The organism is Bifidobacterium goeldii (genome assembly GCF_003951095.1).
Taxonomy (GTDB): Bacteria; Actinomycetota; Actinomycetes; order Actinomycetales; family Bifidobacteriaceae; genus Bifidobacterium; species Bifidobacterium goeldii.
Window position 1 is genome coordinate 229,180 of the sequence record NZ_QXGL01000001.1, and the last position, 21,532, is coordinate 250,711.

Consider the following 21,532-nt stretch of genomic DNA (forward strand, 5'->3'; position numbering starts at 1 on the left):
GAAAAAGCCGACATGACTCTGACTGCCGCTAGTCGGCATTAGGGTTTGTGCCGCTCATCCGGAAAATCGCACGGGATGGGAAAACACGCACAATATGCCATCGCGTGCAGAAAGCGCTTCGCACACGATGGCAAAACATATCTCTAATTCCATCCTGTGTCCCAAAATCGGGAGCACAGGACTGCAAAAGAACCATTGTATTCCATCGCGTGCGTAACCGTCCTCGCACGCGATGGCAAAACAGCCGAAAATCTCATTCCGTGGCAGTCGACAACCAACCAGAGTATGCAAACCCACGCGTACTACGTCACTTTTTCTCTGAAGATCCTCGGCACACTACACTGGGTTCAAATGAGACGTTCACAACGTAGGAGATAACCATGACGATGCCGACATGGGACCAGACAATGTTCCCCATCATGAAGGAACTATCTGATGGCAACGTACACACCGCGAAACACTTGCGAGAAAGAGTAATCGAAACGTTCGCCATGACAGCGGATGAACAAGGGGAAACACTGAAAAGCGGACAGTCGCGCATCTCGAACCGCGTCTACTGGGGTCTAACTGATCTTCGCAAAGCGGAACTCATCGAAAATGCCGGGAAACGAGGTTCCTATCGCATCACCGAAAACGGACAAGTGTTTCTCAATGCCCACCGTGACGGCTTTGCGCTTGAAGAACTGGAATCGGTTCCCGCGTTCATCGCCTGGAAGAGAGGGTATCTGGCCAGAAACATCGAATTGAAAGGTTCTCAAACCTCGGACCTCAACAATGCCGATGCTACATCCCATTCCGATGAGCTGACCCCGGAGGATCTGTTGGAGAAGGCTTCAGAGCAACTGAATGAAGCACTTGCCGCAGAACTACTCGACCGCATCATGGCCAACGACCCCTACTTCTTCGAACGGCTAGTGACTAGGCTGATATTGAGTCTCGGATACGGGGATCTGTCTCAGACAACTTCCAGCGAAATCACGAAGAAAAGCGGAGATGGAGGAATCGACGGTGTAGTGAGGTTGGATCGACTCGGCCTGGATTCCGTATATATTCAAGCCAAGCGTTGGAACAGAGATCATGTCGTCGGACGACCGGATATACAAGGGTTCGTCGGCGCGCTTGTCGGCAACGGCGCCCAGCGAGGCGTGTTTATCACTACTTCGCGTTTCTCGGAGGAAGCCCGCCGCTATGCCGAGGAAAGTATGCGTTCCAGCAATCTCAGCGTCGTGCTCATCGACGGCATGACATTGACAAAGCTGATGATCGAATACAACGTTGGAGTCAGCGTGAAAACCTCCTATGAGGTCAAAGCCGTCGATAGCGACTTCTTTGATAACGAGTGATGAAAGCGGGTCGGAATCGTTATGGTTCCGACCCGCTTTTGCATGTCGCAGACGGGTTGGTTTTCCGGTATAATCCTTGCGTTTACGACGCCGTTCGAAAGGAATGCCGATTTATGCGACAGGGATTCGACAACGACAGGTATATCGAATTACAAGCCGACAACATTAGAAAACGCATTGCGCAATTCGGTGGCAAACTCTACCTCGAATTTGGTGGCAAGCTCTTCGACGATTACCACGCGTCTCGCGTATTACCCGGCTTCCAACCTGACACAAAATTCCGCATGCTGGAAAGCATGAAGCAAGACGTAGAAATCGTCATCGCTATCAATGCTAATCATATTGAAAAAGCGAAAATGCGTGGCGATCTTGGAATCACCTACGACGAGGACGTACTGCGACTGATCGACGTATTCCGTTCCCGTGGCTTCCACGTCGGATCTGTCGTCCTCACTCAGTATGCAGGACAGCCGGCAGCCGACATCTACCGCCGCCGACTCGCCCAACTCGGCATCACCTGTTATCTGCATTATCCGATCGCAGGATATCCACATGCAATCGAACGTATTGTCTCCGACGAAGGCTATGGCAACAACGACTACATCGAAACCACTCGTCCACTCGTCGTCGTCACCGCGCCTGGTCCAGGCTCTGGAAAACTGGCAACATGCCTTAGCCAGCTTTATCACGAGCACCGTCGCGGTATCACAGCCGGCTACGCGAAATATGAGACGTTCCCGATCTGGAACCTGCCGCTGAACCATCCGGTCAACATCGCCTACGAGGCCGCCACCGTTGACCTCGACGACGCCAACATCATCGACCCGTTCCATCTCGAGGCGTACGGCAAAACCACCGTCAACTACAACCGTGATGTCGAAGCATTCCCTGTGCTCAAAGCAATGATGGAGCGAATCCTAGGCGAAAGCCCCTATCAAAGCCCCACCGACATGGGTGTGAACATGGCAGGCTATGCGATCAGCGACGACGAGGCCTGCCGCGAGGCCGCGAAGATGGAAATTGTACGCCGTTACTTCACTGCCGCTGAGCAGCTTAAACGCACTGGAACTGGCGAGGAACAGGTGGAGCGTCTGCGTTCCATCATGAAGCGCGCCGGCGTTGACGAGAACCTCTCCCCCGCGCGCGCAGCCGCACTCGGCAAGGAAAACGCAACCGGAGCCCCTGCTGGCGCGATGGTGCTGCCCGACGGACGAGTCGTTACTGGCAAGACCGGCGTGCTGCTTGGCGCCGCCAGTGCCCTACTGATGAACGCGCTCAAAGCTGTAACGGGTGTCGACGCCGAACTGCTGGTGATCGACGATGCCGCCATCGAACCGATCTGCCGACTGAAAACCGAGCATTTGCACAGCGCGAACCGTCGCCTGCACTCCGACGAGACACTCATCGCACTGTCTATCACTAGCGCATCCAGCCCGACCGCCGCCAAAGTCATCGACGGTCTGAAGCTCTTGCGCGGATGCGACGCGTTCTTCTCAGTCATCATCTCCCCAACTGACGAGGCGCTTTATCGCAAGCTCGGTATTAACGTGTGCTGCGAACCGAAATATGAGCGTGTGAGCCTCTACCACAAGTAGACGGTTTTCGTACCAAGCACACCTGCGGATCTGTTCAGCTGATTCCTTACTCCCCTTCCCGGGCATACTGCTAGTTTCACTATGAAAATCGGCAGTATGCCCGGGAAGGTCAATACAAACCGCAGCATAATGTGATGTAGGTCACATTGCATGGCAACCACGCCAGCAAACAGCCTCGTACTAGAATGGTCACCGAGTGTGAACAGAGCGGTCACACACAGTACCATCCCGATGAGGAGATCACCGTGACAATTAGCAATGTGTATATCGCAAGCCCTGAAGGTGCCAATGGTCGTAATGTCGTCGCCTACGGCGTACTCAAGGCGTTAACCACGAAGTACAAGACCGCCGTGTTCCGCCCCGCCGTCTCCAATCACGACAACTTCACTCCTGTACTATTGTCCGCTTCGAACGCCGGCTTGGGCGTAACCCTGTCCACTGGCCTCGATATCCATGACGTGCGCCGTGACAAGGAGGGCGCACGCGCCGATATCGTTGCCGCTTTCAGCGACGCACTGAGTGTTTCCCGTGCCGATGCGGCGCTAATCGTTGGCACTGATAAGTCACACGTCAACGACCCGACCACCTACGAATTCAACGCGAACATCGCCGCCGATCTGCAGGCCGGCGTATTTCTCGCTGTGTGCACGATTGACCGCTGGCCCGACGAGCTGCGCGACACCGTACAGCTGTCGATCGAAGGCATGGAGGCCGCTGGCAACAAGGTGCTCGGCATTTTTGTAACCGGCTGCGAGCCACGCCATGCCGTCTCCGTCAAGAACACGCTTGCCGAATTCAGTCTGCCGGTGTGGACTATCCCGCAAACCCCGTTCTCCGACGCTTCGCAGGCCGACGCCGCGCTGGCTGCCTTCCAAGCGAACGTGCCGACCGAGGAGGTACTCAAGGCGCTCGACGTTGATGTCGAATTCCCCATCACCTCATACGCGTTCCAGCACAGCCTGCTCGGCCGTGCGAAAGTCAACAAGAAGACGATTGTGCTGCCGGAGGGCGAGGAGGACCGTATCATCAAGGCAGCTGACTACCTGCTTGAACGCGACATTGTGAACCTGATCATCGTAGGCGACAAGGAGACAATCCTCGCCCGCGGCGCCGAATTAGGTTTGAAGTCGCTTTCCAAGGCGCGCTTCCAGGCAATGGACGATGAGAACATCCTCAAACCTATGGTCGCCAAGCTGTGCGAGCTGCGCGCCAAGAAGGGCATGACCGAGGAGCAGGCGCGCAAGCAGCTAACCGACGCCAGCTATTTCGGCACGATGCTCGTCGTGCTCGGCTACGCCGACGGCCTGGTCTCCGGTTCGGTCAACTCCACCGCGAACACCGTGCGCCCCGCCCTGCAGGTCATCAAGACCAAGCCCGGCCAGAAGCTCGTCTCCGGTGCGTTCCTCATGTGCTTCAAGGATCATGTCGCCGTCTTCGCCGACTGCGCCATCAACCTCAACCCTGACGCTGAGCAGCTGGCCGAGATCGCGCTGCAGTCGGCCGAGACCGCCAAGGCGTTCGGCATCGATCCGAAGGTCGGCATGCTCTCCTACTCCACGCTCGGCTCAGGCAAAGGCCCGGACGTGGACGTGGTCGAGGAGGCAACGAGGCTTCTCAAGGAGAAGGCACCGGATCTGCCGGTCGTCGGCTCCATCCAGTTCGACGCCGCCTGGTCTCCCACCGTCGCCGCCACCAAGGCAAAGGGCAACGACGTGGCCGGCCATGTCAACGTGTTCGTGTTCCCCGACCTGTGCGCCGGTAACATCGGCTACAAGGCTGTGCAGCGCTCTTCCGGGGCTCTGGCCATCGGCCCGGTGCTACAGGGTCTCAACAAGCCGGTCAACGATCTGTCTCGTGGCGCTCTCGTGCAGGACATCATCAACACGATCGCCCTGACTGCCATCGAAGCACAGCAGTAATCACAATTATTTGGTTCCCCTCGCGTGAGGGGAACCATTTTTTTACAACAATGTCGGCTAGCACGCTAGCGAAGACACACGATTTGTAGCAAGCAACGAGTAATCTTAAGGTTTGGAAAGCCGCGCTTCGCGGTACGACAATCAATATGGAGGATGCCCACAATGGCGAAAACCGTCCTTGTCATCAATTCCGGTTCCAGCTCGATCAAGTACCAGCTGGTTGATCTCGAGTCCGGTGAAGGTCTCGCTTCTGGTCTCGTCGAGAAGATCGGTGAGCCGATCGACGGCCACTACAAGCACGAGTACAACGGCGAGAAGCACGAGCTCGAAGAGCCGATCCACGATCACGAGCAGGGCTTGAAGCGCGTCCTCGGCTTCTTTGAGGAGTACGGCCCGAAGCTCGCCGACGCGGGCATCGTCGCTGTTGGCCACCGCGTGGTCCAGGGTGGTTCCCTCTTCCCGAAGCCGGCTCTGGTCAACGACAAGACCATCAACCAGGTCAAGGATCTCGCCGTGCTTGCCCCGCTGCACAACGGCCCGGAAGCTAAGGGCGCTGAGGTTATGCGCGCACTGCTGCCTGACGTGCCGCAGATCTTCGTGTTCGACTCCTCCTTCTTCTTCCAGCTGCCGAAGGCCTCCAGCACCTACGCGCTGAACAAGGAAATCGCCGACCAGTACCACATTCGTCGTTACGGTGCTCACGGCACTTCCCACGAGTTCATCTCCTCCGTGGTGCCGGAAGTTATCGGCAAGCCGGCCGAAGGCTTGAAGCAGATCGTCCTGCACATCGGCAACGGTGCTTCCGCCTCCGCTGAGATTTCCGGCAAGCCGGTCGAGACCTCCATGGGTCTGACCCCGCTCGAAGGCCTTGTCATGGGCGGCCGCACCGGCGACATCGACCCGGCCGTTGTATTCCACCTCATCCGCAACGCTCACATGAACGTGGACGAGCTGGATGCCCTGTTCAACAAGCGTTCCGGCATGATGGGCATGACCGGCTTCGGCGATCTGCGCGAGGTGCACCGTCTGGTGGCCGAGGGCAATGAGGACGCCAAGCTGGCTCTCGACGTGTACGTACACCGCATTGTCGGCTACATCGGCAACTACACCGCGCAGATGGGCGGCGTGGACGTGATCACCTTCACCGCTGGTGTCGGCGAGAACGACGACATCGTGCGCAAGATGGTGTGCGAGAAGCTCGCTCCGTTCGGCGTCAAGCTCGACGAGGAGAAGAACGCGAAGCGTTCCAAGGAACCGCGCGTCATCTCCACCCCGGATTCCTCCGTGGTCATCGCCGTGATCCCGACCAACGAGGAGCTGGCCATCGCCCGCAAGTCCGCCGCCATCGCGGAAGCCGGCGAGGACACTTACGGCAACAAGTTCGCTAAGTGAGCATAATCAGTACAGTCTGTTGACTGGCTAACATGAGAAAGTCCCAACGGTTTACAAATCGTTGGGACTTTCTCATATCCGCATATCGTTCACGTATCGCTACGTTTACGCCAACATGCCTGTCCACATACCTACAAAATCAGGCAATGTTTTACGCGTTGTTGCCACGTTGACGATCTCCACGCCGGGTACAGACAGGCCGATCATTGCAGCGAATGTGGCCATGCGGTGATCTGCATACGATTCCATCACCGCACCGTGCAGTTGTTCGCGCGCCACCGGTGTGATTTCAAGACCGTCCGGCAGTTCGCGGGCTTCTCCCCCGATGCGCTTAATTTCGGTAACCAACGCTTCGAGACGGTTCGTTTCATGTCCGCGCAAATGGCCGATACCGATCATGCGTGTTGGCTTATCAGCAAATACGAGAATCGCCGCCAATGATGGCGCGATTTCTCCAGCTGCGGTCAAATCGAAGTCACCAAGGCCTCGAATCGCACCAGCTGTCGCCGTCACCTCGCAATAGCGAATGCCGTCACGCTCCGGGAACGTGACGGCCGCGCCCATACGCTCCAAATAGCCAGGCAGCAGTCCGCCCGGTTGCGTTGTCTCAACCGGCCAATGCGGTACGCGCACAGTACCACCCGCAATCATCGCAGCACCAAGGAACGGTGCAGCATTCGACAAATCTGGTTCCACAACTACACGTTGCGGAAGCTGCAGCGAGCTCGGCTCGACTGTCCAGATACGGGCATCTTCATCAGCATGCGCACGCCCACCAGCACCATTCACGTCAGCGACAGTCATACGAATGTGCGGTAGACTCGGGGTCTTCTCCCCCGTGTGTGTTAATGACAATCCCCCGGGCAAACGCGAGCCAATAAGCAGAAGTCCAGAAATGAACTGCGAGGAGCCAGACGAGTCTATTGCGACATGCGCTGCACCATCGGTTGACGCTGGCAATTCTGTCGGCGGCGTGATCGTAAACGGCAGTCGGCCAACCTCACCATGGTATTCAATGTGTGCCCCCAACTGTTCGAGCCCATCAAGTACCGGCTTCATTGGACGCGCATACGCTTGTTCATCACCGTCAAAGTGCACTGGCCCATCAGCAAAGAGAGCAAGTCCGGGCACGAATCGCATCACGGTACCAGCAAGACCACAGTACACGTCAACATTGCCGTTGAACCGTCCAGAAGCCGGTGGAGTTACCGTAACAGTCGTCTCCACGTTAGGGTCAACGTCACAATGCACGCCGAGCGCTTCAAGCGCTCCCATCATGAGTTCGGTGTCTCGTGAACGCAGCAAGCCCACAAGTGTCACAGGCTGTGAGCCAAGAGCCGCAAGGATTAGATAACGATTGGACAGCGACTTGCTGCCGGGGATCGTGACAACAGCGTCAAGTTGGTGACTTGCTACTGGCGCAGGCCACAGTTCAGGATTCTTCGTTTCACTCATGTGCTTTATCGTATCGGTTTAGCGCAGTTTTTTCCTGCATACCGGCGATCAATGGACGTACGCGTTGCAAACCGGCATATAACTCAGCGCAGGACCTACAAGTCAGCGATGGGCCAAGCCAGTTTACAGAACGCGCACGTGACGATATCAGCACATTCAGCGCAACCGCGTTTCTTTGAGCGCAGATTTAACAGCCCACTTGGTGAGTACATATTGCGCGTATACGCTCAGTACCGTGGCTGCCGTCAGAAAGATCGCGGTAACTACGCCCGCTGTGATATCCCCCTTGCCAAGGCGCTTAAGTGGGCACACAGCCTTGCTTGCGGCGCACTCGCAGGATTCACCATCGCAAGCACAATCCTCGCTGCCGCACGCAGGCGTATCGATTGTGGTGTCGTCATGCATTGTTTCGTCGGTCATGGTTCCCCGATTCCTCCAGATGTTCTTGTTCGCGTCGTCGTTGCGCGCATTGGCAACTGTAGCAAGCAAAACTGGGAACTGTTCAACCCCTCAGGCAAGCGTGTCCTTAATCGCACCAACAAAGTAGTCAAGATCATCAGGCTTGCGAGAAGTAATTAGCTTCCAACCGTTCGCATCATCGACAGTGAGTTGCTTATCGACATAGTGACCGCCAGCGTTCTCAATATCGGCGGCGATATAACGGCACGGTGACGCGGTTTTGCCAGCAATCAGACCTGCGTTAACCAGCAGCCAAGCGCCATGGCAGATTGCAGCGATCGGCTTGCCTTCATGAGCGAATTCCTGCGCAAGCGTGATCGCATCTTCATTCACACGAATACGATCCACGTTGCAAGTGCCACCAGGAACAACGAGCAGATCATAATCAGCAGCCTGCACGTCAGACAACCGAGTATCAGGCGTAAGCGTTTCACCTTCATAACGATCGTGCTGCACAGTTTCGCATGGATCGAGCGTAGTAGCGGCCAATGTCACCTTTGCGCCTGCGGATTTGAGATCACGCAACGGGCGAGTCAACTCCGTCTCCTCAATACCCCAATTGTTGACAATGATCAGTACCTTGGCGTTTTCAATAGCCATTGATTCCTCCTCGACGTGAGATATCTGCTCCTGTGCCATTATGCCGCACTAGACAGCATCCAACCGGTATATTCCACTATCAGCTGTGCGCAATACCACGCACATCTCAACACCTATGCTGTGGCGCGCGACCGACGACGCCCCATCAGTGCAACGCACGCAAACAGAATAAGCGCGAAAATGGATCCAACAAGGAGCCCTGTGCGCAGATTGTCCCCGTTGGCAGACGCGACGAATCCCACTACTGCCGGCCCGCCTGCGCATCCTAAGTCTCCTGCCACGGCAAGCAGCGCGAACATCAGAGTGCCGCCGCCCGGCATGGCATCAGCTGCGATGGAAAAAGTGCCCGGCCACATGATGCCAACTGAGAAACCAGTCAGTGCACAAGCTACCAAACCAATTACTGGTAGAGAGGAGAGCGCTGCGGTCAAATACATCGCGACGCAAAGAGCTGAGCTGCCAGCGATAAACACGGTGAGATTCAGTCGGTGACCGAATACGCCATATATTGTGCGCGAAAGTCCCATCATCAGTGCGAACATCGCTGGTCCTGCTAAATCGCCGATGATCTTAGTGACTCCGAGACCAGATTCAGCGAATGCACTGGCCCATTGGCTCATGCCTTGCTCGGCGGCACCTGCACACAGCATCATCAAGAACATGAGCCAGAACACTGGTTTGCCTGCTAAATCCGCAAACCGCATTGCGGTCGTGCCTTCTGGCACAATACGCGGCATAGGCGAGCCAGCGAACATAACAATGCCGATTACCGGCACGATAGCCCACAAGCAGGCCAACACTGGCCAAGAATCAGCGCCACAAACAAACAAGAACAGCGTAGACAATGCAACTGTTCCTAATTGTCCCCAGCAGTAAAACGAGTGCAGCAGGCTCATAGCTTTTGCTTTATGCTCGCTTGGGCAGGCTTCAACAATTGGTGAAACCATCACTTCAATCAGGCCACCGCCCAATGCGTATAAAAAAATGGCAATAAGAATAGCTACATACGGGTCAGAGACTCGAGTCGGTAGCATTCCGAGTACTAGCAGTCCAGCTAATGCTGCTACATGGGCTGCGATAATGCAACGCTTGTATCCAATGCGGTCCACGAATCTGCCGGCGAGTACATCCACGATCAGCTGAGTGACAAAGTTGACGGTGATCAGTGCGGACAATTTTGCCATGCCAATACCAAGCGTTGATGCAAACGTGACGAATAGCAGCGGCATGAAATTGTTGATTACCGCTTGCGTGATATATCCAACGAAACACGCAACAACAGTGCGATCGTAATTCGGTGTGGTAGGCAGCGCACGACTCTGATTCATAGCATCAGTATCGCACTGACTCTTCCTGTGCGCCGCTTGACTATCGCCTAGTGCACTGTGGCAGTGAGCAAATCATATTTGCAAGAAATCAAAAACCCTTGCAAACACAAGCGTTCACAAGGGTTTCTATGAGCTGTTAATGAGAATTACTCTCGATTAGCAAACCTTCCACATCCAGTTATGCGGATCTTCGATCTCGCCAAGCTGGATACCGAGCAGCTGATTACGCAGCGCAACGGTCAGCTCGCCAGAGCCACCGTCAGCCACGGTCACATCGAACTTCTCAGACTTGAAGCGACCGATCGGGGTGATGATAGCGGCAGTACCGCAAGCAAACACCTCAGTGACTTCACCAGACTTAATGTCTTCAAGCAGCTGGTCGAGCGCGATCATCGTCTCAACAACGTCGTGACCATCGTCCTGCAGCAGCTGAATCAGAGAGCGGCGAGTGACGCCCGGCAGAATGTTGCCGGTCAGCGACGGGGTCTCAACGTGGCCATCCTTGTGCACGACCATCATGTTCATGCCGCCAAGCTCTTCAAGGTACGTCTTCGTAGCAGCATCCACGAAGCACACCTGCTCGCAACCATTGGCAATACCCGTGTATTCGCCCAGCAGGGAAGCAGCGTAATTGCCACCGCACTTAGCGAAACCAGTGCCGCCAGGGCCAGTGCGGAACCACTTGTCTTCCACCCAAATGCTCACCGGCTTCACGCCGCCCGGGAAGTACGGGCCAGACGGAGAAGCGATCACGCAGTAGTCAACTTCCTGCGGAGCACGCACACCAAGGAACGGCTCGGAAGCAAACATGAACGGACGCATGTACAGCGTGTATTCACGACGAGACGGCACCCAGTTCACGTCACGCTTAACCAGCGCAGCCACCGAACCAAGGAAGTCATCAATCGGCAGTTCCGGCAGGTACAGACGCTTAGCAGAGTTCTGGAAACGCTCAGCATTCGCATCCGGGCGGAACAGCCACGTGGAACCATCAGCGTGACGGTATGCCTTCAGGCCTTCGAAGCACTCCTGTGCGTAGTGCAGCACGGATGCACCTGGGTCCATCTTCAACGGCGCATACGGCTCAACACGACGGTCGCCCCAGCCTTCGCCCTTAGTCCACGTCATGTGGGTCATATTGTCGGAGAAGACCTGACCGAAAGCCGGCTTGTCAATCAGTTCGTTACGCTTTGCATCGGATGCCGGGTTGTCGTTCGGCAGTACGGTGAACGGCTCAGTGAGCTTATCCAATGCCGCAGGATCGTGATGAGATTGTTCAGTCATAACCACTTCTTTTTTCATCATCGCGTATACCGCGATGTCGAGGTTGGGATCGTCGGCGCTTCTGGCACCGGCTCTGTGTGCAACTTTCTCACACCGTTACCACTTCGGCGTGATGTCGTTCACATTATGAAAAAGCCCACACGAGGTGGGCTTTTTCGAAGTCATCTCGCATCATTGACACCTATTGGCGGATAATGCGAGACATACGATCACTTGGCGTCGTCAGCAGCCGGAGCAGCAGCGTCAGCGTCAGCCGGAGCAGCTTCCGGAGCAGCGGTGGACTCGGTAGCATCCTCCGGCACCTCAACGGTGACGACGGACTCTTCGAGATCATCCATGTCGAGCTCAACGCCCTCAGGCAGCACGACGTCCTTGAGCAGAACCTTGGTGCCGTCGGTCATGCCGTCCACGTTCACGACGATCTTTTCAGGCAGGTTGGCCACGTCAGCGCGCACCTTGAGCTCCTGCACGTCCACGAATGCGACAGCAACGCCCTTCGGGGTGCCTTCAACGAACACCGGCACCTCAACGTCAATCTTCTCGCCAGCCTTGACCTCGTAGAAGTCAATGTGTTCAACGATGCGCTTCACCGGGTTCTTCTGCACGTCCTTCACAACGGCCAGCTTGGTCTCGCCGTTGAAGGAGATGGAGAACAGAGCGTTGGTGTGACGCAGGGAGAGGGTGGTCTCCTTCATCGGCAGGGTCACGAACACAGGCTGCTCGCCACCAGCGTAGATGGTTGCAGGGATCTTCTTCGCAACGCGCATGCGGCGGGCAGCGCCCTTACCGAACTCATTGCGCACTTCGCCTTCAAGAGTAATGGTGTTAGCCATGATTTGCTCCTTGTATGTTTCATTCGTTGTTTTGGCGCGCCGACGCGCCAACAGAAAACACACAAGGTGTATGCCGTCAGCTCAGTCGATAACGGAACCCACGCGGATTCCCTCGCCAAAGCGCAGTGGATACATATCCACCAAAGCAACAGTAGATGATTATACGTCAAGCACGGACAATCTCGAATGTGTACGACGTACACTAGTAGATATCCGTTCTGTTCTCGGAATAATCCACCATTGGATACATGCTGGAGGTTGCGATGGCGCGTCATGCTTCAAGAATTATCGTCGGCACTGGAATCGCTGCATCAGCTCTTGCTGGCATCACCTATGCGATCGCCAATTATCTCGTGTCGTTTGCGCTTGATACGCAGGCGAAGCATTCAGCTTTCGACGAGCAGGCTCAACGTGTTGATAGCTCAGCCTCAGCGGCCCGTTTGGACGTGCAAGAAGAGGAAGACGCAGCCAATTGGTTTGATCAGTCAAAGCAGCCGGTAGTTGTTTCTAGTGAAGATGGATTGCAATTGCACGGCTGGCTCTTTGACCCTGACCGCTCGTCGTCCGCACCGCATTGTTATGCGATTTGCTGCCACGGTTATACCGGCGAGCCGTCAGAAATGGCCAAATATGCGCATCGGTTTGCCAAGCTGGGGTTTACTGTACTCACCCCCGCGCTGCGCGCCCATGAGCTCAGCGAAGGCCGCTATGTGGGCATGGGATGGTTAGACCGGCGTGATCTTATGTGCTGGATCAATTTGATCGTTGCTAGTGATGATCAGGCACGTATTCTGCTGATGGGCAGGTCAATGGGTGCTGCCGCAGTCATGATGACTGTAGGCGAACCGGATTTGCCACGCAATGTGGTTGCAGCGATTGAGGATTGCGGGTACACGTCAGTGTGGGATCAGTTCCTTGATGTAGCGCGCTCGTTCTATCACCTGCCGGGTTTCATTGCGCGGCCATTTGTAGCAGCAATGAGTGCGATTGCTCAATCACGAGCTGGCTATGAGTTTCAAGAAGCGTCATGCGAATCATCATTGCGTCATACAACAATCCCGATGTTGTTTATTCACGGAGGCGATGATGATTTTGTTTCGCCAAAATCATTGGATCGTTTGTTCGACGCGTGCGCCAGTATTGATCGGCAGAAGCTGCTTATTCCTACTGCTGGTCATTCTATGAGTGCGGCTACCGCGCCGATTATGTATTGGCGAACGGTAGGTAATTTTGTCAAGCGCATATTTCATCTGTGATAGATGAAAGAACTGTGTTGCAGTTACAAGTTCATCGATAGTACGAGTAACAAAGCGGCGGCTTCTTTTGTAGAGAAGCCGCCGCTTTGCATATCAGCGAATCAGCAAATGCACGAACTCATCAGTTGATCAGTTCTTTCACCGCTGCGATGACTGCCTGCAAGCCTGCCTTCGCATCGCCGAACAGCATCTGCGTGTTGTCTTTGAAATACAGCTCGTTTTCGATGCCAGCGTAGCCCTTACCGCGACCGCGCTTCATGACCACAACATTCTGCGCTTTGTCGACATCAAGGATCGGCATGCCAGAAACCGGAGTACCTGGGCGGCGGGCTGCTGGGTTAGTGACATCGTTAGCGCCAACAACAAGAGCGACATTGGCAGACGGGAACTGCGGGTTGATATCGTCCAAATCCACAAGCTCCTCATAAGGCACATTCGCCTCTGCAAGCAACACGTTCATGTGGCCAGGCATACGGCCGGCAACCGGGTGGATTGCGTATTCAACCTCAACACCGTGTCCTTTGAGCAGTTCGCCCAAGTCAGCGAGTTCACGCTGAGCCTGCGCTTGAGCCAAACCGAAACCGGGTACAAAAATAACCTTGTCAGCGTAAACGAGCTGGACAGCCACATCATCAGCAGTGGTTTCCTTCATCGTGCCTTCAGGGCCTTCAGCAGAACCAGCAGCATCAGAGCCGCCGCCGAATCCGCCAGCAAGCACACTCATCAGCGGACGGTTCATAGCCTTGCTCATAGCCAGCGACAGCGTCACACCAGCAGCACCAACGAGTGCACCAGCAACGATCAACGCAATGTTGTTGATCGCCAGACCGCTCATAGCAACAGCAGTACCAGTGCACGCGTTCAGCACGGAGATAACCACCGGCATGTCAGCGCCGCCGATCGGAATAACGAACACCAGACCGTAGGCGAGAGCAAATACGGTGGTCAGAATGCACCACAGTACTGCGTTGCTCGGTTGCACGCACAGCATGACGAATGCTGCAATCGTGAGCACAATGAATGCGATATTCCACACGCCCTTAGCAGGCAGGGTGAGCTTACGCAAGAACTTAACACCCTGCAGTTTGCCAGCGGCAACAAGGGAGCCAGTGAATGTGACCGAGCCGATCATAATACCCAAACCTGCGGTGATCAGCACAACAATGCCCGGCCCAGCAGCCTCCTCAGAATTAAGAATGTCGTTCAATGCGACGAGCGCTGCTGCACCGCCACCTACTGTGTTGAACACAGAGACCAGCTGCGGCATATCAGTCATCTTGACTTTCTTAGCGCTCCATACGCCCACGATTGCGCCAATAGCAATGCCTGCGATGAGCAGCGCCACAGCAATACCGTGCTGGAAACCGTTACCGGCTTCACCAACAAACAAGACGATGAACGCCATAACGCAGGCCATAACCATGCCAGCGGCGGAGATAAGGTTTCCTCGACGAGCGGTCTTAGGCGAGTTCATCAAATGCAAGCCGATGACGAACATCACCGCTGCAAGCAGATAGACAAACCATTCGACGACACCAAGCGGGGTACTCAGCGTTTGTTCCAGCGTGCCCATTTACTTGGCCTCCTCATTCTTCTTCGACTTGTCAGACTTAAACATCTCCAACATGCGGTCAGTAACCACATAGCCACCGACAACGTTCATTGTGCCGAGCACGGCTGCAAGGAAAATAAACACCCAAGCAAGTGGTGACGTGGCGTGAGCCGCAACAATAACAACACCGACGATGACAATGCCGTGAATGGAGTTTGCGCCCGACATGAGCGGGGTATGCAACGTGGCAGGCACCTTGCCGATTACCTCAACGCCGATCAGCAGCGCAAGAATAAACAGCGTAATCGCGACTACGATATCCATGTTTCGTGTCCTCTCTTTTCTCTTACGCCTGCGCCTGCGACGATGCCGGACGCCCGGCGACGATGAGCGCGTCGTCGAGTTCCTCATTCACATCAATAGACAGGCGACCATCACGCACGAAATGCGCGAGAATATCAGCCACATTGCGCGACAACAAATTCGATGCAGTGTTCGATACTTCACTGGCCAAATATGGAGCACCAATGATCGTGACTCCCCCATCGGTCACCTGAGTACCGACCTTGGAACCTTCAACATTGCCACCCAAGTCGCTCGCTGCACAGTCCACAATCACAGCACCACGCTTCAGACCATCAACACCAGCTTTGGTCAACAGAACTGGCGGTTTGCGACCTGGCACTTTTGCAGTAGTGATCACAATGTCAAATCCAGCAGCTTTTTCATCAACAGCCGCTTGCTGTGCTGCTTGTTCTTCAGGCGTCAACGCACGCGCATAGCCGCCTTCGCCCTGGCCTGCTGAAAAATCCAGACCGAGATCGAGGAACTTTGCACCAAGCGACTCAACCTCACCGCGTGAAGCCGGGCGCACATCATAGGCAGTAACTACTGCGCCGAGTCGACGCGCAGTGCCAATTGCTTGCAAGCCGGCAATACCAGCACCCAAAATCAGTACCTTTGCTGGGCGAATTGTTCCAGCAGCAGTAGTCATCATCGGCAGGAAGGAACCGTACGCATTAGCTGCTACTAGCGCAGCTTTGTAACCCATCACAGAGTTCTGCGATGTCATCTCATCCATCGACTGTGCAGAGCTCAACTGTCGTGGAAGTTTTTCAATAGCGACGCCTACCATTCCAGCCTTTTCAAGCGAAGCTACATAGTCAGCGTCAGTAAATGAACCCAGCATTCCGATAATCCATGTGCCAGGCTTTGCTTTAGCAATAACATCCTCGCCTGGCCTATCTACGAAGCCAAGCACATCAGATTGCGCAATTACTTCATCGGCACTTGCAATCGTTGCGCCTACCTTGATGTAATCATCATCCACGTATTGTGATGCGGCGCCTGCGCCACTTTCCAGAAGGCAAGCGACACCTGCCTTGCGTAGCCTAGTGACAATGTCCGGCGTCAACGCGACGCGGGACTCGTGTTCAGATGTCTCATTGAGCACACCGAACGTCACCGTGGCCTGTGGGGTTTCAGCCATGAGAGCCCTTTCTCTGTTCGTATAAGCGTTCATTGCTTACAGCCGTCCAGTGTATAGGAAGAACAACAAAAGAACGGTGAGCGAACCACGCTTTGGGCATGTACACGCCTCGCCATGCTCATACGGGGGTATATAACAGGTTTTTACCCGCGGCCGTTCGCAACTCCTACGGGTGGTATTTCACAGCGAAATACACCACTCCTTACGCTACCGTAAGGTGATTTTTCAACGATTTGCGATTAGTATTCAACTGTTGAGAAGCCGGCCGGCACATTGCGCTACGGCCACGAAGGATTCCAAGGAGAGTTACGTGTCCATCATCACCTCATTGAACAGGCAGACCGCCAATATTGTCCAGAAGGCGTTGCGTCTGGGAGGTGACTTCGTTCATCCGATCAGCGACGACTCTTCGGATGAGCCTGACTACCCGGCACCTGAAGCCCACAACACTACCGAAACTGATGCACACAGCGTTACGCTGCCACACACCGACGAATGGGGCCCGGGGTATCCTACGACCACATTCCTCGACGCTAACGGCTTACTGAACGCTGAAACTGCCGGCAATCCCCCGCTGGACGAGCACACTACGATTTACAGCGTCTACGAAGATCGTGCCAAGCGCATGGGCGACGATCCGCTGTACACGTTCAAGCGTGACGGTGAGTGGATCACGAAAACTGCCAACGAATTCCTCGCTGAAGTTCGTAAGGTTGCCAAGGGTTTCATTCATTACGGACTGAAAAAAGGCGATGCGGTCGCGTTCATGTGTCGTACCTCCTACGAGTGGGATCTCGCTGACGCTGCCATCATGGCGTGCGGCGGTGTGCTCGCCTCGATCTACGACACTGATTCGGCCGAGCAAATTCGCAACATCGTCAACAATTCTGACGCTCGCCTGCTTATCGTGCAGGATACGGCGATGCGCGACAAGGCGGACGGCGCGATCGAGGAATGCCCGTCGCTCGAGCACATCATTTGCATCGAAACCGGTGGTCTTGATGAGATCGCCGCGTACGGTGATTCAATCAGCGACGAGCAGCTCGACGAGCGCATCAATTCGCTGCGCAAGACCGACCTGTGCTCGATCATCTACACCTCCGGCTCCACCTCCGCGCCCAAGGGCGTCGAGATGACGCATGAGAACTATTGCACGGACGCGTTCAACCTGCGCGACTACATGCCTGACTTACTGCATGACAAGAATGGCTCCATCCTGCTGTTCCTGCCGCAAGCGCACACGTTTGCCCGCGCGATCAACTACATCGTCGTTGCCTCCAGCATGCGCATCTATATCGCTACCGGCATCAAGACGCTACTGGCCGATCTGCAGGTGGCTAAGCCGACCGTAATGATTGTTGTTCCGCGTGTGCTCGAAAAGGTGTACAACGCGGCATCGCAGAAGGCCGGTCACGGTGCTAAGGGCATCGTGTTCGCTTCCGCCGTCACCACGGCACAGCAGTACATGAAGGAAGTCAGCGAATTCGGCAAGGCCAAGAAGCTGACCGCTGTGCGTCGTGCGTCCTTCGATCCGATTGTCTATAAGTCGCTACGCGAGGCGCTCGGCGGTCGCGCGAAGTGGATCGTCTCCGGTGGCGCTCCGCTTGACCCGGAACTCATGAACTTCTTCCGCGGCGCGAATATCCCCGTTTATGAGGGTTACGGTCTGACTGAGACGACTGCTCCCTGCGCGTTCAACCCGCTGGGTGTGCCGTTCCACGAAGGTTCGGTTGGTATTCCATTCCCGAGCTTTAAGATTCGCATTGCTGAAGACGGTGAGATTCAGATTGGCGGCCCGGTGGTGTTCCATCGTTACCACAAGAATGATGAAGCAACCGAAAATGCGTTCACACCGGATGGGTGGCATATGACCGGTGATCTGGGCCGTCTTGACGATGATGGCTTCCTGTATATCACCGGCCGTAAAAAGGATCTGATTATTACTGCTGGTGGCAAAAATGTCGCTCCCGGCCCCATCGAGGAAGTCATTCAACGTTGCGAGTTCGTCTCCCAGGCGCTGGTGCTCGGCGACAAGCGCCCGTTCATCTCCGCGCTCATTACGCTGGATGAGGAGGCGCTCCGTCCGTGGCTGGAAGCTAAGGGTCTTGACCGTGACATGCCACTGCAGGAAGCTGCCAACAATGCTGCTGTACGCGCCGAAGTACAGAAGTGGGTTGATCAGGCAAATGAAGGTGTTTCCCGCGCTGAGTCTGTGCGTAAATTCATTATTCTGCCGGAGGAGTTCACACAAGAAAACGGTCTCATGACTGCTTCAATGAAGGTGATTCGTCCGAAGGTTATTAAGCGCTACGCTACGCTGCTCAACACGCAAATGTACACCAAGAAGAAGTAGCTCTGGTGAGAATGAAAATAGGTCTTCCATTGGAAGACCTATTTTCATATGCAATGTGGGAGAGTATCTGCAACTACACAAGCCGCAAATCACATCCCCACAGCAAACACTAGAATCCCAGTTTCTCTAACTGCTTAGGATCAGACTGCCAACCCTTAGCAACCTTGACGTGCAAGTCAAGTTTCGCTTTACCGCCAACAATACGGTTAACCGGAGTACGCAACTTCTTCTTGACTCGTACAAGATGTTCCGCACCCTTGCCGATAATGATCGGTTTTTGCGAATCGCGTTCCACGTACACGGAAACCATTACGTGAATCTTGCCGTCGTAAGCAGCACCGGATTCGTTATCTTCCGGGTATTCAATGGAATCAACCACAACGGCAAGCGAATGTGGCAGTTCGTCATCAAGTTCCTCAAGAAATGCACCGCGCACCAACTCAGCAATGGTCTCTTCTGGACGTTCTTCGCTGATCTGATCATCCGGGTACATTTGCGGACCTTCAGGCGTGTTCGCAATAAGTACTTTGCGCACTTCATCAAGATTGTCATGCTCGAGCGCACTAACCGGCACGATATCGCTAAAGTCAGCAAATTCGTTAATCGCAATCAACTTGTCAATAAGCTGCTGACGGCCCAGTTCATCGATTTTCGTGACGATAGCAATCAGCGGAATACGCCAACGGAACGTGCCATCATCCTGCTTGACTGCAAAATCAGCGCGAAGACGCGACAGAATACGCTTGTCACCCGGGCCAATCTCCTGATCGGCAGGCAGCAGAAACGCTACGACATCAACATCAGACAAAGATTCTTCAACAACATCATTGAGTCGCTGGCCAAGCAGTGTACGAGGACGGTGAATACCCGGCGTGTCAACAAGCACAAGCTGTGCATGATCAGTAGTAAGAATGCCGCGGATTGCCTTTCGCGTCGTTTCTGGACGCGAAGATGCGATGGCAATCTGCTTACCAATCAGTGCGTTAATCAGCGTTGACTTACCGACGTTAGGTCGGCCAACAACAGCAACGAAGCCCGAGCGGTAGGCGGTTTCTTCCGCTCCCCCGGCTGCAGCGTTAGTATCAACGCGAGACTGCTCATCGGACACAGTGGATTCAGTGTTGGTCATACACACATGCCTTTACTGGTTTGTTGATTCGTACTTTGTTTATTGTATCTGCTCGTATCTGCCATGTATTGTCAGTCTCTGAGGCCTGACTTGACGATACTGCTACTCGAGCTACTCGTTATCTTCGGAACGTTCTGGTTCACTATTGCTTGCAGACTCGTCATCGTCATGGTGCTGGGTATCAAGTGCAGCAGTATCATCGTTCGCCGGCTCCACAACAATCATTGAGACCTTCTTGCGGCGGCCCGCAGAATCAACCGCTGTCAATCGCAAACCGCGAGTTACCGCGGTAGCTCCAACAATCGGCACACGACCTAGCACCTTGGTGAGCAGACCGTACACCGTATCGACATCATCTTCGTCAATATCAATCTCAAAGAGTTCTTCAAGCGTAGAAATTGGCGTGCGCGCAGGCATCTTCCACTTCTTGTCGCCAATGCGCTCAGGGTCAGTGTGCTGCGTGCGATCATGCTCATCTTCAAGCTCACCAACGATCTGCTCGATCGTGTCTTCAATGGTGACCAAACCCGCGATTCCGCCATATTCGTCTACGACGATAGCAACATGTTGGCGAGTCTGCTGCATGGCATGAAACAGATCGTCAACCGGCTTAGATTCCGGAACGAGCATTGGCTGGCGGACAATAGAAGCCACATCGCGTTGTAACGCAGCAGGGTTAAACGCCGTAGCGCGAACAGCATCTTTCAGGTAAGCCACACCAACAAGATCATCAACATCCGCGCCGATTACTGGCACACGAGAGAATCCCGAACGTGAGCAGAGCTTCAACATGTCGGATAGTGTTTCGTCCTTTTCCAACGTGATCATGTCGGTACGCGGCACCATGATCTCACGCGTCAGCGTATCAGAGAGCGTGAGCACATTACGCAGCATCTCTGATACTTCTGGGTCAAAGTCATTCGCCTCGACCAAACGGTCAATCGCAGCACGACCTTGCTCATGTTGAATTTTGTCAAGCTCTTCGTCATCTGACAGGTCAGATTCATCACGGCCGCGTTTTTTAGCGTCACGCTGACCACCAATCCGAGCGAATGGCGTAACAGCAACAGCAAACGACACTAAGGAAGCATGACCAAGCATTCGTTCTACTGGTTTCATTGCGCCAGCTGAACGTGGCCGAACCAGTACAGAAACCACAGCCACAATAATCGCGAACACTACGCCTGCAAGCAATTCAGCCCATAGTGGTGCGCCGAACAGTGCTGCAATACAGGTGACCAACACGCCATCAAGCACATTGCACATGATGCGGAAGAACGCACAAGATCCAGCCGTAGCATATCGGTCAGCAATGAGACGCTGTACTTTGTGAATACGGTCGATTTTCTTCATGCGCAAGAACTGGGAAGTTTCCGAGTCCGTTTGCACTTCGAGAATCATATTGTTCAAGCTTGCTCGAGTGACGCGCGATACCGCTCCTTCAGCGGCAGCCATACTCAGCGAAAACCAGACAAGTAGTGCAGCAACAAGCACTAGCACAGCGACGATGACGATCGTGGTCGTATCGGTTAACGGCATTTTAGT

At 54.7% G+C, this 21,532-nt stretch carries 17 protein-coding genes; 6 read left to right on the top strand and 11 right to left on the bottom strand.

The window, feature by feature from the left end; genetic code table 11:
• The first annotated feature begins 380 nt into the window (after positions 1 to 380).
• The 4 genes from D2E25_RS01060 to D2E25_RS01075 all read left to right on the top strand — a co-directional run bounded on the left by D2E25_RS01060 (position 381) and on the right by D2E25_RS01075 (position 6,249).
• Positions 381 to 1,343 (top strand): restriction endonuclease, encoded by a 963-nt coding sequence (locus D2E25_RS01060; protein WP_125979204.1) that lies wholly within the window; start codon positions 381 to 383, stop codon positions 1,341 to 1,343.
• A gap of 113 nt (positions 1,344 to 1,456) precedes the next feature.
• Complete coding sequence (locus tag D2E25_RS01065; RefSeq protein WP_125979205.1) at positions 1,457 to 2,938, top strand: DUF1846 domain-containing protein; 1,482 nt, start codon at positions 1,457 to 1,459, stop codon at positions 2,936 to 2,938.
• Between the two features lie 245 nt (positions 2,939 to 3,183).
• Positions 3,184 to 4,857: a phosphate acetyltransferase gene (gene pta / locus D2E25_RS01070; RefSeq protein ID WP_125979206.1), complete on the top strand. Its 1,674-nt coding sequence runs from the start codon at positions 3,184 to 3,186 to the stop codon at positions 4,855 to 4,857.
• A gap of 162 nt (positions 4,858 to 5,019) precedes the next feature.
• Positions 5,020 to 6,249, top strand: coding sequence for an acetate/propionate family kinase (locus D2E25_RS01075; RefSeq protein WP_125979207.1), 1,230 nt, complete (start codon positions 5,020 to 5,022; stop codon positions 6,247 to 6,249).
• A gap of 105 nt (positions 6,250 to 6,354) precedes the next feature.
• On the opposite strand, the gene aroA is transcribed toward D2E25_RS01075, so the two are convergent.
• From aroA to D2E25_RS01105, 6 genes are all read right to left on the bottom strand, one after another.
• Positions 6,355 to 7,704 carry a 3-phosphoshikimate 1-carboxyvinyltransferase gene (gene aroA, locus D2E25_RS01080; protein WP_125979208.1) on the bottom strand — a complete coding sequence of 450 codons (1,350 nt, stop codon included), beginning with the start codon at positions 7,702 to 7,704 and terminating at the stop codon, positions 6,355 to 6,357.
• A gap of 156 nt (positions 7,705 to 7,860) precedes the next feature.
• Entirely contained in the window at positions 7,861 to 8,124 is a 264-nt protein-coding gene (locus D2E25_RS01085; protein ID WP_125979209.1) for a hypothetical protein, read from the bottom strand.
• 90 nt (positions 8,125 to 8,214) lie between these two features.
• On the bottom strand, positions 8,215 to 8,763 hold the full coding sequence (locus tag D2E25_RS01090; protein ID WP_125979210.1) for a type 1 glutamine amidotransferase domain-containing protein: 549 nt from the start codon (positions 8,761 to 8,763) through the stop codon (positions 8,215 to 8,217).
• A gap of 113 nt (positions 8,764 to 8,876) precedes the next feature.
• Complete coding sequence (locus tag D2E25_RS01095; RefSeq protein WP_125979211.1) at positions 8,877 to 10,091, bottom strand: MFS transporter; 1,215 nt, start codon at positions 10,089 to 10,091, stop codon at positions 8,877 to 8,879.
• Between the two features lie 156 nt (positions 10,092 to 10,247).
• Positions 10,248 to 11,375, bottom strand: coding sequence for a branched-chain amino acid aminotransferase (locus D2E25_RS01100; RefSeq protein WP_125979212.1), 1,128 nt, complete (start codon positions 11,373 to 11,375; stop codon positions 10,248 to 10,250).
• A gap of 209 nt (positions 11,376 to 11,584) precedes the next feature.
• Positions 11,585 to 12,208 (bottom strand): 50S ribosomal protein L25/general stress protein Ctc, encoded by a 624-nt coding sequence (locus D2E25_RS01105; RefSeq protein ID WP_125979213.1) that lies wholly within the window; start codon positions 12,206 to 12,208, stop codon positions 11,585 to 11,587.
• A gap of 263 nt (positions 12,209 to 12,471) precedes the next feature.
• Here D2E25_RS01105 and D2E25_RS01110 point away from each other — a divergent pair, with 263 nt between their 5' ends.
• On the top strand, positions 12,472 to 13,464 hold the full coding sequence (locus D2E25_RS01110; protein ID WP_125979762.1) for an alpha/beta hydrolase: 993 nt from the start codon (positions 12,472 to 12,474) through the stop codon (positions 13,462 to 13,464).
• A 121-nt stretch (positions 13,465 to 13,585) separates the two neighbouring features.
• Here the strand turns inward: D2E25_RS01110 and D2E25_RS01115 are convergent, their stop codons facing one another.
• Genes D2E25_RS01115 through D2E25_RS01125 form a run of 3 tightly spaced genes read right to left on the bottom strand, consistent with a single transcriptional unit; the run spans position 13,586 to position 16,505 of the window.
• Positions 13,586 to 15,037 (bottom strand): NAD(P)(+) transhydrogenase (Re/Si-specific) subunit beta, encoded by a 1,452-nt coding sequence (locus D2E25_RS01115; protein WP_125979214.1) that lies wholly within the window; start codon positions 15,035 to 15,037, stop codon positions 13,586 to 13,588.
• Positions 15,038 to 15,340, bottom strand: a complete 303-nt coding sequence (locus tag D2E25_RS01120) for an NAD(P) transhydrogenase subunit alpha part 2 (protein WP_125979215.1) — start codon at positions 15,338 to 15,340, stop codon at positions 15,038 to 15,040. It abuts the gene before it with no gap.
• 22 nt (positions 15,341 to 15,362) lie between these two features.
• Positions 15,363 to 16,505, bottom strand: a complete 1,143-nt coding sequence (locus D2E25_RS01125) for an NAD(P) transhydrogenase subunit alpha (RefSeq protein WP_125979216.1) — start codon at positions 16,503 to 16,505, stop codon at positions 15,363 to 15,365.
• A gap of 310 nt (positions 16,506 to 16,815) precedes the next feature.
• Here D2E25_RS01125 and D2E25_RS01130 point away from each other — a divergent pair, with 310 nt between their 5' ends.
• A complete protein-coding gene (locus D2E25_RS01130; RefSeq protein WP_125979217.1) occupies positions 16,816 to 18,858 on the top strand; it encodes an AMP-dependent synthetase/ligase in 2,043 nt (680 codons plus the stop codon).
• A gap of 109 nt (positions 18,859 to 18,967) precedes the next feature.
• On the opposite strand, the gene era is transcribed toward D2E25_RS01130, so the two are convergent.
• On the bottom strand, positions 18,968 to 19,987 hold the full coding sequence (gene era, locus D2E25_RS01135; RefSeq protein WP_241216898.1) for a GTPase Era: 1,020 nt from the start codon (positions 19,985 to 19,987) through the stop codon (positions 18,968 to 18,970).
• 111 nt (positions 19,988 to 20,098) lie between these two features.
• A complete protein-coding gene (locus tag D2E25_RS01140; protein ID WP_125979218.1) occupies positions 20,099 to 21,526 on the bottom strand; it encodes a hemolysin family protein in 1,428 nt (475 codons plus the stop codon).
• Positions 21,527 to 21,532: the final 6 nt, after the last annotated feature.

Coding starts and splice junctions, on each gene's coding strand:
- D2E25_RS01075 (WP_125979207.1), top strand. CDS start 5,020: ATGGCGAAAACCGTCCTTGTCATCAATTCCGGTTCCAGCTCGATCAAG.
- D2E25_RS01095 (WP_125979211.1), bottom strand. CDS start 10,091: ATGAATCAGAGTCGTGCGCTGCCTACCACACCGAATTACGATCGCACT.
- D2E25_RS01100 (WP_125979212.1), bottom strand. CDS start 11,375: ATGACTGAACAATCTCATCACGATCCTGCGGCATTGGATAAGCTCACT.
- D2E25_RS01110 (WP_125979762.1), top strand. CDS start 12,472: ATGGCGCGTCATGCTTCAAGAATTATCGTCGGCACTGGAATCGCTGCA.
- D2E25_RS01105 (WP_125979213.1), bottom strand. CDS start 12,208: ATGGCTAACACCATTACTCTTGAAGGCGAAGTGCGCAATGAGTTCGGT.
- D2E25_RS01060 (WP_125979204.1), top strand. CDS start 381: ATGACGATGCCGACATGGGACCAGACAATGTTCCCCATCATGAAGGAA.
- D2E25_RS01090 (WP_125979210.1), bottom strand. CDS start 8,763: ATGGCTATTGAAAACGCCAAGGTACTGATCATTGTCAACAATTGGGGT.
- era (WP_241216898.1), bottom strand. CDS start 19,987: ATGACCAACACTGAATCCACTGTGTCCGATGAGCAGTCTCGCGTTGAT.
- D2E25_RS01085 (WP_125979209.1), bottom strand. CDS start 8,124: ATGACCGACGAAACAATGCATGACGACACCACAATCGATACGCCTGCG.
- aroA (WP_125979208.1), bottom strand. CDS start 7,704: ATGAGTGAAACGAAGAATCCTGAACTGTGGCCTGCGCCAGTAGCAAGT.
- D2E25_RS01120 (WP_125979215.1), bottom strand. CDS start 15,340: ATGGATATCGTAGTCGCGATTACGCTGTTTATTCTTGCGCTGCTGATC.
- D2E25_RS01065 (WP_125979205.1), top strand. CDS start 1,457: ATGCGACAGGGATTCGACAACGACAGGTATATCGAATTACAAGCCGAC.
- D2E25_RS01125 (WP_125979216.1), bottom strand. CDS start 16,505: ATGGCTGAAACCCCACAGGCCACGGTGACGTTCGGTGTGCTCAATGAG.
- D2E25_RS01140 (WP_125979218.1), bottom strand. CDS start 21,526: ATGCCGTTAACCGATACGACCACGATCGTCATCGTCGCTGTGCTAGTG.
- D2E25_RS01115 (WP_125979214.1), bottom strand. CDS start 15,037: ATGGGCACGCTGGAACAAACGCTGAGTACCCCGCTTGGTGTCGTCGAA.